Origin of the sequence: Streptomyces sp. NPDC004609 (assembly GCF_042873655.1) — a bacterium.
Lineage (GTDB): Bacteria > Actinomycetota > Actinomycetes > Streptomycetales > Streptomycetaceae > Streptomyces.
Genome location: NZ_JBIALS010000083.1, coordinates 1 through 5,882 on the forward strand (window position 1 = coordinate 1; position 5,882 = coordinate 5,882).

The 5,882-nt window shown below is 69.8% G+C and carries 7 protein-coding genes and 2 pseudogenes; 5 read left to right on the forward strand and 4 right to left on the reverse strand.

Annotated features, from left to right (window positions below; translation table 11 throughout):
• The 3 genes and pseudogenes from ACFYT4_RS35820 to ACFYT4_RS35830 form a co-directional block, all read right to left on the reverse strand.
• Nucleotides 1–97: pseudogene (locus ACFYT4_RS35820) on the reverse strand (transposase); the annotation flags it as partial.
• Nucleotides 98–266: 169 nt separating this feature from the next.
• On the reverse strand, nucleotides 267–944 hold the full coding sequence (locus tag ACFYT4_RS35825) for an HdeD family acid-resistance protein (protein WP_389279007.1): 678 nt from the start codon (nucleotides 942–944) through the stop codon (nucleotides 267–269).
• A 269-nt stretch (nucleotides 945–1,213) separates the two neighbouring features.
• Nucleotides 1,214–1,528: pseudogene (locus ACFYT4_RS35830) on the reverse strand (AI-2E family transporter); the annotation flags it as partial.
• A gap of 96 nt (nucleotides 1,529–1,624) precedes the next feature.
• On the opposite strand from ACFYT4_RS35830, the gene ACFYT4_RS35835 reads away from it, so the two are divergent.
• The 5 genes from ACFYT4_RS35835 to ACFYT4_RS35855 all read left to right on the forward strand — a co-directional run bounded on the left by ACFYT4_RS35835 (nucleotide 1,625) and on the right by ACFYT4_RS35855 (nucleotide 5,478).
• A complete protein-coding gene (locus tag ACFYT4_RS35835; protein WP_389279010.1) occupies nucleotides 1,625–2,050 on the forward strand; it encodes a hypothetical protein in 426 nt (141 codons plus the stop codon).
• Between the two features lie 310 nt (nucleotides 2,051–2,360).
• Complete coding sequence (locus tag ACFYT4_RS35840) at nucleotides 2,361–3,200, forward strand: hypothetical protein (RefSeq protein ID WP_389279013.1); 840 nt, start codon at nucleotides 2,361–2,363, stop codon at nucleotides 3,198–3,200.
• 623 nt (nucleotides 3,201–3,823) lie between these two features.
• The gene (locus tag ACFYT4_RS35845; RefSeq protein WP_389279016.1) at nucleotides 3,824–3,952 is read left to right on the forward strand and encodes a hypothetical protein; all 129 of its coding nucleotides are present in this window, start codon (nucleotides 3,824–3,826) and stop codon (nucleotides 3,950–3,952) included.
• Nucleotides 3,953–4,032: 80 nt separating this feature from the next.
• Nucleotides 4,033–5,196 carry a replication-relaxation family protein gene (locus ACFYT4_RS35850; protein WP_389279019.1) on the forward strand — a complete coding sequence of 388 codons (1,164 nt, stop codon included), beginning with the start codon at nucleotides 4,033–4,035 and terminating at the stop codon, nucleotides 5,194–5,196.
• Between the two features lie 57 nt (nucleotides 5,197–5,253).
• Nucleotides 5,254–5,478 carry a hypothetical protein gene (locus ACFYT4_RS35855; RefSeq protein ID WP_389279025.1) on the forward strand — a complete coding sequence of 75 codons (225 nt, stop codon included), beginning with the start codon at nucleotides 5,254–5,256 and terminating at the stop codon, nucleotides 5,476–5,478.
• Nucleotides 5,479–5,528: 50 nt separating this feature from the next.
• Here the strand turns inward: ACFYT4_RS35855 and ACFYT4_RS35860 are convergent, their stop codons facing one another.
• Nucleotides 5,529–5,690, reverse strand: coding sequence for a hypothetical protein (locus tag ACFYT4_RS35860; protein WP_389279022.1), 162 nt, complete (start codon nucleotides 5,688–5,690; stop codon nucleotides 5,529–5,531).
• Nucleotides 5,691–5,882 lie beyond the last annotated feature (192 nt).

Genomic DNA, 5,882 nt, shown 5'->3' on the forward strand with positions numbered 1-5,882 from the left:
GTTCGAACTCGCCGTTGCGGTCCCGCGGCACCGCCAAAGCGACCGCCCCCGCGTCGGTGAGGACCGTCTTGGGCGAGGTCCCGTTGCGGGAGTTCGGCGGTGCCGTTGACGTAAGACATCGGTGCCTCCCGGCGGCGTGACGGCGGCATCGGTCAGTGCCGGTTGGCGGCACATCCGTGCGCTGCAGCAGCCGGGCAGATGGACGGCCGCAGACGCCCGGTATGGCGCGCGCCGCACGAGCGGGGGCGCCGGAGTCTGCGCCGCGATCAGTGTTGGGGGTGCGGGCGGTGGAACAGGGGCCGCCGCTCGGCGGCAGTGCCGCCCGGAGCGAGGCGACCGACTTCGACGCGCATCCTAATGGCCTGGAACACCTCGACCGCCCCCAGGACCACGGCCATGATGGCCACCACCAGGGTTAGTGCGGCGATCGAGGTGAACGGCGAGACGATCAGCACGATGCCCGCCAGAGTGCTGATGATCCCGTAGAACAGCTGCCAGCCGCGTGCCGGCGTGTCCTCGGCGGAGGCAGCCGCAGCCGTCACCATGATGCCTCGCAGCAGCCAGCTGAAGCCGATCCACAGGGCGAGCAGAAAGATCGACTGCACGGTGCCCCGGAAGCAGATCAGTCCCAGCAGGACGGAGAGCGCGCCCGTGAGGAAGTGCAGCACCCGAAGATGCCGGGGGATGTGTGTGCCGAAGGCGGCGGCCAGCTGGAAGACGCCGGTAGCCAGCAGGTAGATGCCGAAGAGTACGCCGACGACCCGCAGCGTCTCGTTCGGCCAGGCGAAGATCACGACGCCCAGGGCGATCGTGGCCAGGCCCGTGGTGAGCAGGATCTGCCATCCCATGTTCGCCAAGGCGCCCAGGCCTTCGGTCAAGGGGGCGTCTTGTGGCGCGGTGCCGCGCGGAGGGCCGGTGCTCGAGGAATCGGAGGGATAAGTCATGCCGCTGCCTCCTCCTGGAAAGCGCGGTCGGCAAGTGCACCTCCATCGTCACCCACACCCAGCCCTGTTTCATCTGGGCGGAGGCTTTCGCAAGCCCGCTCAGGAGCGACCGCGGCGGCGCAGCAGTCCACGCAGTCGCGCCCGCAGTGACGGACCGTCCCCGCGCAGGTAACGCCGGCCCTCCTGTACCTGCAGATCATCCGCCACGTCGTACCGCTTCACATACGCACCGAAGAACGTCTGCAACGTGGCCACCACCGGAATGGCGATTCGACCGCGATCTCCCAGGCCCGTAGCACCTTCGTCTGCTTGGCCGGTGGCAGCAGCGAGCACAGCGCGCGGCGCAGCCGGGGGCCGTCCGCGGAGAAGTAGAACGCGAACAGGAAGATCGTCAGTAGCCGGACCAGACCGCCCAGCACGGAAGCAGAGAAATCGAACACCCCGCCCGCGCTCTTCTGTACGTACGTCCGCAGCCAGTCGGAGCGCAACAGTCGGCCCTGGATGTCGGCCCGCGACAGCTCCGTGTGGAACATCCGGTTGATCCAGCCGACGAAGGAGTCCAAGTACCCCGGGAAGTCTTCGACTGCCTGCCATGGCCCTTCCAGGGGAGTAGCACCCCCCGCCGGATATGTTCGAATTGATGAGAATACTCCTTTTAGAGCGATCGGAAGGATAGGACCATGACGCAGATGACGGACCGCATCGCCCAACTGACGGATTGGTCGAAGCACGCACAAGAGCAGGTGCAGAGTGCCATCGCGAAGGACCAGGAGGAGCTGTCGGCCGCAATCGAACAGGTTCAGCGGGAGACGGAACAGCGGGCAGAGCAACTCCGCCGTGAGGGAGCCGAGCAGAAGGCCGCTGCCGCTGCGTCACTGGAAGAGGCAAGGAACAAGTGGCAGGAGCATGTGGCGACGGTCAAGAGCCACCTCCGGGAGCGCAAGGGCGAGCTCGACGTGAAGCGTGCCGAACTCAAGGCGGATGATGCGGAGGGGTACGCGTCGTTCGCGATCGACTACGCCGGCTCCGCGATCCTGGAGGCGGAATACGCTGCACTGGAGGCGGTGCGGGCCCGTACGGAAGCCGACGCTCTGGCCAGCAGGTAGGAGCAAGACCGAAGGTACGGCCAATCTCAAACGATGCATCCCGCTGCCCAGGGCTGAGCAGCACACAACCGCCACGCCCCAGGGCGGCTCGCTACCGGGGGCCTGATCGCGTGCCTGGGTGCCGTCGCCGCCCGCGATCCCGAGTGGTTACTGGCAGGCTCCGCAGCACCCGAGTGACATCAAAAGTCACCGACATTGATCATGACGCTCGCCCCAAAACGACTCCCGAAGTCACGTCGAAACGACTCCCAAAGAAACCGACACAGCCACCCGCGCCGCAGCCCAAGCGATCCGGGCCCGGGTCGCCGCTGTGGTCGACGTGGCCCTGGCGGCCGTCGACGTCGCCGCGACGGTGTTCGTGATGAACGGCGGCGGCCGCTTCCACCGCCGGCACCTGCTCGCCGAAGCCCGCCGCCACCTCGCTCTCGTCCTGCGCGGCCGCCGCCGCGAGCCGGGCCTGGATGACCGGATCGTGGCCGCCGCCATCTCCACCCACTGCCTGGACATCAGCGAGCCGAAGACCGTGCGCGGCCTGGAGGCCGGCTACCGCCTCTACACCGCCCGCTGGTCCCTGTCCGACTTCCCCGCCCTCCGCCCACCCACCCCTGTACCCGACCCGGACCGGCAGCCCCCGGCCGATCCCGGCAAGCCGGCTGCGCCCCGGCCCCCGGGCCGGGATGCGGGGGAGTGGGAGACACTCCGCATCCCGCTGCAGTACGACCGGGCCGTCCTCGCCGGCGCGGTGGTGCGGGAGCAACTGCGCACCACCACCGCCACCGCCCTACGGGGCCGGGCGTACGACGTCGCCCGTCACCAGCAGGCGGCGATGCCCGAGCAACTGCTCGCGCCCGAGGCCCCCGACCCTGAGCGCGACGACCAGGAGACCGGACCCCGGGAAGCGGTCGACCTCACGGCGCTGCGGGCCTTGAGGAAGTCCCGCACGGACGTGGAAGCCCTCGATCTCACGGACGAGCGGCTGCGCCACCTCGGGGACGCCTTCACTGCGGCGGCCGACCGGGCCCGCGCCACCATGGACCGCTACACACACCGCGACGATGCAGAGAGGCCGCACCCGGTGCGCGAGGACGACCAGCAGGCGCACCGCCCGCAGCAACCCGGTGCGCACCGCGGCCGGGAGGCCGGCCACTGAGTGCACCCGATGCGCACCACTCCCGCGCCGCCGGCCGCACCGCCCACCGAGTAGTGCGCACCGGCGGCCGGTGGTGCGCACCGGTGCCTTGTCCACCCTGGGTTGGCCCGACCACGAGCCCGACCATGACCCCTTGTCCAGGTCTGCTACTGCCCCGACCCCCACCGTGTTTCTCCTTGTCCACGCCCGCTACCGGCGGCCGTCAGATCGCGGACAAGGGGTGCTCCTGCACGCTCCTTCGTCGGATCACGGCCCCTGGAATATGGCAGCGAAGGAGACGAGACGATGACGACAACTCACCCCAGGGCCCGGCTGCGACAGCCGACGGGCCGACCGAGCCGGAAGGCCGACCCGCAGTGGGCAAGCCGAACCAGGCTCCTGCGGGCCCCACTTCGGAGGGCACTTGGGAACCCCCTTTGGTGCCCGGCACCCTGGGCCTGGGAAAATCCCCTGGTCAGGCCGCGAATCGGCGCGAAGAATGCGCCGTCACAACCCTCTTCTCTCCTCCTGATGTCAGTAGTGGAGGAGATCATCGGGTTCTGGGGGGCCCGGACGTCCTCCCCGGCCGGGCGTGGCCGGCGCCCAGCCGGTAGCCGGTAGCGAGTGATGAGGGAGCGGGGCTGATGGCGGGGAAGCGGAAGACCAACCCGGCGGGGTCGACGAACAGTTTCCGCGGCGACGTGCTGCGCGTGCTCGGAGTGCTGAAGGTCGCCACGGCCGATCAGATCAGCGGATCGGCGCTCCGCACCTGACCTTCCGGCACGCCGACAAGGAACCGCCGTCGAAGCAGAAGCAGGCCCGCACCGCCTCGCACACCGGCGCGCTCTCCGACATGCGCAAGCACGGCCTGTCCGAGAACGGCGGCGCCACCGAGACGGGAGACACCCTTCGCAACCTCACCCTCAAGGGCCTGGAAGCCGCCTCCTACGAGCTGCGGCGCCCGGTGACGGAGATGGGCTCCACCGCACGCGGCGCGGGCTCCAGTGGTGCCTCCCACCCGATAACCGTCAACGAGACCGTGATCGCGATGCTGCGCCCGAAGCCGAACATGGCCAAGCTCGCCCAGGACCCGCCCGACGTCCGGGCCGCCGCCCAGGCCGCCGTCGAGGCACCCGGCGGGATCGGCACGATCGCCTCGTACTGGACCGAGGTCCCGCTGCCAGCCACCGGCACATGGAACGCGCCCGGCAAGGGCGGCGCCCAGGCCGACATCGTGCTGACCGCCCCGCAGGACCAGGTGCCGCTGCTGTTCATCGAGGCCGACAACTGCCACGAGACCGCCGAAGAGCTCGCCGCCAAACTGGAGAAGTACGCCCGGTTCTTCCGCAGGAAGATGAAGGACACCGACGGCAAGGAGCGCCCGATGTGGCGCACCCGCTGGAACGCTCCGGACACCTGGTCCGGCGACAGGACGCACCCGCCCGTCCTGCTGGTGTTCAACCGCGTCGGCGAGCGCAACCCCAACCTCACCATCCCGCGCCTGATCGACCTCACCCGGCACCTGTGGGAGGGCGAGCGGCAGAAGGGCGGCCACCACCACTACGACGGCAGGATCCCGATCATCGCGACCGGGCTGAACAACCTGCGCCAGCACGGGCCGACCGGCCCGGTGTACCTCCGCTTCGGCCGCGACCACATGGAGCCCCTGCGGGAGGCGATCGGCAACCCCCGCCGCGAGGCGGCCGACGCCCGCGCCCGGGAAGAGGCCAAGGCTCGGCAGGAGCAGCACCAGGCACAGGTACGCCGCGCGGCCCAGGAGCAGGCGGCGAAGAAGGCAGCCGAGCGTGAGGCCCGCCGCCCTGCCTGCACCGACTGCGGTGCCACGTTCACCGACGAACGGTGGAAGGCGATCGAGCACGTCGGCCGGGGCGCTTCCCCAGAGCCCCGCCCTTCTCTGTGCGAAGACTGCGACCGGCGGTACGTCATCGACGTACAGCAAGCCTCCCTGCCCGAGCAGAAGGCTGGTGGAACCTGGCTCTCCCGCTTCCGCAGGTGACGCATGACGCCCCGGGCCGACTGGCCCACCGAACCGGCCCGGCGCACGCTGGAGAGCGTGACCAGCGCGCCGATCGTCGTGCACCGGCCCTCCCACTCGGGCGGCCGGAGAGTCACCGTGCACAGCAGCGGCCGGAACGAGATCCTCGGCACCGCCTACAGCGACCACGACCTGGTCGTGTTCCTCGAAGGCGCCGGTGTCGCCGATCCCGAGGCCGTCCTGGACGACCCGCAGTGGGTGGAGTGGCGCGGCGGCCCCGCCCACGAGTTCAGCGCCACCTGACGTCCGCGCCACGGGGTCGGACAGGAAGGTCCTGCCCGACCCCGCAGGAGTCAGCCGATCAGGCTGTGCAGCCCTACCGTGCAGCACCCGGCAGCGAGGACACCGGCGATGACCGCCTTGGGGTAGGACTTCTCGGCGAAGAAGGTCAGCACGCCGAAGCCGACCCCGACGCCGACGGCTATGAAGAGGATCAGCGCAGTGCGCTGCGACAAGAGCGCCGGCTTCCCTCCGGTGGCCGATCCGGGCGTGCTGGGTGGATCAGGGTGTGCGGATGCGGGGGGAGTGCTGGTCCCGAGCCATCGGGATTCTCCTAGTGACCTGAGTCGGAGATTCATCGTTAGTTGGGCATGAGTCGTCCGGGTCCGAAGATTCCGCCGTTGTCGGTCACTGATGCCCAGCGGGCG